The sequence below is a fragment of the Rhizobacter sp. P2_H2 genome (genome assembly GCF_056403375.1).
Map to the genome: position 1 here is coordinate 1 of NZ_JBFUFP010000669.1, position 3,056 is coordinate 3,056.

4 protein-coding genes are annotated in these 3,056 nt (G+C 70.0%); 3 read left to right on the forward strand and 1 reads right to left on the reverse strand.

Features of this window, described 5'->3' with window-relative positions:
• The 3 genes from AC1D15_RS24410 to AC1D15_RS24420 form a co-directional block, all read left to right on the forward strand.
• On the forward strand, positions 1-343 hold a 343-nt coding region (locus AC1D15_RS24410; protein WP_477828006.1), incomplete at its 5' end, for an SURF1 family protein.
• Entirely contained in the window at positions 327-1,721 is a 1,395-nt protein-coding gene (locus tag AC1D15_RS24415; RefSeq protein ID WP_477828007.1) for an ATP-binding protein, read from the forward strand. The genes AC1D15_RS24410 and AC1D15_RS24415, both read left to right, overlap by 17 nt.
• Positions 1,708-2,247, forward strand: coding sequence for a response regulator transcription factor (locus tag AC1D15_RS24420; RefSeq protein WP_047511669.1), 540 nt, complete (start codon positions 1,708-1,710; stop codon positions 2,245-2,247). The genes AC1D15_RS24415 and AC1D15_RS24420 overlap by 14 nt, the downstream gene beginning before the upstream one ends.
• 4 nt (positions 2,248-2,251) lie before the next feature.
• Here the strand turns inward: AC1D15_RS24420 and AC1D15_RS24425 are convergent.
• Positions 2,252-3,056, reverse strand: an 805-nt coding sequence (locus AC1D15_RS24425; RefSeq protein ID WP_477828008.1) for an RICIN domain-containing protein, incomplete at its 5' end; no start/stop codon positions are given.

The window sequence follows — 3,056 nt, forward strand, 5'->3', positions numbered from 1 at the left end:
GCGCCTGACCGAGCCGCGCGGCGGCTTCCTGCGCCACAACGATCCCGCTGCCGGCCGCTGGTTCTCGCGCGACGTGGCGGCCATCGCCGCGGCGCGAGGGATCCCGAACGCCGCCCCCTATTTCGTCGACGCCGATGCAGGCTCGGACGCGTGGCCGGTCGGCGGCCTGACCGTCGTCAGCTTCCACAACAACCACCTCGTCTACGCCCTCACCTGGTTCGGCCTCGCCGCGATGGTGGCAGGGGCGGCGTGGATGCTGCGACCCGGCGGCCGCTGGTCGAGGGAGAATCCGCTCTCCCAGGCCTCCGCCAGCGCAGTCCCCCACGATGCCCCTCACGGCTGACTCCATCCCGCCGCAGCACATCACCATCGGCCCGCCCGCGCCGTGGGTCACCACGACCGTCGGCGTTGCCGATGCCGGCCTGAAGAACATGCAGCAGCTGATCCAGCTGCGCTGGATCGCGGTGGTCGGCCAGGTCGCCACGATCGCCACCGTGCACTTCGGTTTCGGCATCCGGCTTCCGCTGGAGCACATGCTCGCGGTGCTGTACTGCCTGGTCGCGTTCAACCTGGTCAGCGTGCTGCGGCTGCGCAACCGGCGGCCGGTGCTGCACGTGGAGCTGCTGGTCGCGCTGCTGGTCGACGTGGGCATGCTGACCGCCCAGCTGTACCTGAGCGGCGGCGCGACCAATCCGTTCGCCTTCCTGTACCTGCTGCAGGTGATCCTCGGCGCGGTGCTGCTGAAGCCCCGCTACACCTGGGTGCTGGTGGTCGTCACCAGCGTTTGCTTCGCCGGGCTCGGGCTGTATTACCGGCCGCTGGACATCCCGCTCGACCACGTGCGCGGCCTGTCGAGCCCGTTCGTGCTCGGGCTGCTGCTGTGCTTCGCGCTGAACGCGGCGCTGCTGGTCACCTTCATCACCCGCATCCAGCGCAACCTGCGCGCCCGCGATGCGCGGCTGGCCGACCTGCGCCAGCGTGCCGCCGAAGAGGAGCACATCGTCCGCATGGGCCTGCTCGCCTCGGGCGCGGCGCACGAGCTGGGCACGCCGCTCGCGACGCTGGCGGTGATCCTCGGCGACTGGCGCCGGCTGCCGCACTTCAGCTCCGACCCCGAGCTGCTGGAAGAGGTGGTCGAGATGCAGACGCAGCTGGAGCGCTGCAAGGCGATCGTCAGCGGCATCCTGCTGACGGCCGGCGAGGCGCGCGGCGAATCGTCGGAGGCGACCACGCTCGCGACCTTCCTCGACGAGCTGGTGCGCGACTGGCGCCGCACGCGGCCGGTCAAGGCCTTCGCGTACGAGAACCGCTTCGGCGACGACCTGCCGATGGTGTCCGATTCGGCGATCCAGCAGATGATCTGCAACGTGCTCGACAACGCGCTGGAGGCCTCGCCGCAGTGGCTGCGGCTCGATGTCGAGCGTGCCGGCGACGCGCTGACCCTGACGGTGACCGATGCCGGCAAGGGCTTCGCACCCGGCCTGCTGGAAACGCTGGGCCAGCCCTACCGCTCGACCAAGGGCCGGCCGGGCGGCGGGCTCGGGCTGTTCCTGGTGGTCAACGTGGCGCGCACGATCGGCGGCACGGTGGAGGCCGCGAACCGGCCGGAAGGCGGCGCGATGGTCAAGATCACGCTGCCACTGTCGGCGATCGTGCTGGAGCCCGAAGACGAACCCGAAGAAGATGACGAGGAAGTGAGCGAGAGCCATGGACAACGCTGAACGCCGCCTGCTGATCGTCGAGGACGACGCCTCGTTCGCGCGCACGCTCGGGCGCTCGTTCGAGCGGCGCGACTACCACGTCACGCTCGCCGCGAGCCTCGAAGACGTGAGCACCGCGCTGCAGGCCGGGTCGCCGGGCTTCGCGATCGTCGATCTGAAGCTCAATGGCGATGCCTCGGGGCTGGCCTGCGTGCAGGCCCTGCATGCGCACGACCCGAAGATGCTGATCGTCGTGCTGACCGGCTTCGCGAGCATCGCGACCGCGGTCGAGGCGATCAAGCTCGGCGCCTGCCACTACCTGGCCAAGCCGTCGAACACCGACGACATCGAGGCCGCGTTCGGCCGCGCGGCCGGCACCACCGAGGTCGAGCTGACGAACCGCGCCAGCTCGATCAAGACGCTGGAGTGGGAACGCATCCACGAGACGCTGGCCGAGACCGGCTTCAACATCTCCGAGACGGCGCGGCGGCTGGGCATGCACAGGCGCACGCTGGCGCGCAAGCTGGGCAAGCAGCAGGTGAAGTAGCACCTCACGGCGCGCGGAACATCCAGCGCGCGTTGTCGCCGGCGCAATCCCACTGCTGGATCGCCGCGCCATCCAACGTCGACACGTTGCTCACGTCCAGGCACTTGTTGCTGTGCGAGGCGCGCAGGTAGAAGTAGCCGCCGCCCTGGTCCTCCAGCTTGAACAGCTGGTTCGCGCCGCCGGTGCAGGTCCATTGCTGCACCACCGCGCCGTTGGCGGTGCTGACGCCGGTGATGTCGGCGCACTTGCCGCTCGCCACCGAGCGCAGCTGCCACAGCCCGTTGCCACTGCCCTGCGCGACCCACTGCTGGTTGCTGCTGCCGCCGTAGCTCCATTGCTGCAGCGCCGCGCCGTCGGTCGTGGCGCGCTCGCGCACGTCGAGGGCACGGCCGCTGTGCTTCGCGACGATCGCATAGGTCTGGCCGGAGACCGGGCCGGTGGTGGGATTGGTCGGCGGATTCGTGGGCGGGTTGGTCGGCGGATTCGTCGGCGTGTTGGTGCCGGTCGAGTCCTCGAACTGCAGCCAATCGAGGTTGGCGACGCCCAGGCCGCCCTTCGCCACCAGGTAGAGGTTGTGCACACCGCTGCTGCGCTGGATCGGCGTCGTGACCTCCTGGAAGGTGGTCCAGCCGCCGGTGTTCGGCACCGTGACCGTGCCGACGTGCGCGCCGGTCGGGCTGTCGAGGTGCAGCTCGATCTGCTTGCCGGCATAGGCCGCATCCACCGCGAGCCGCAGCTTCAGCCGGTCGACGCCGCTGCCGAAGTCGACGTCGATGTAGCGCAGCCAGTCGCCCGCATCGAAGCTGCCG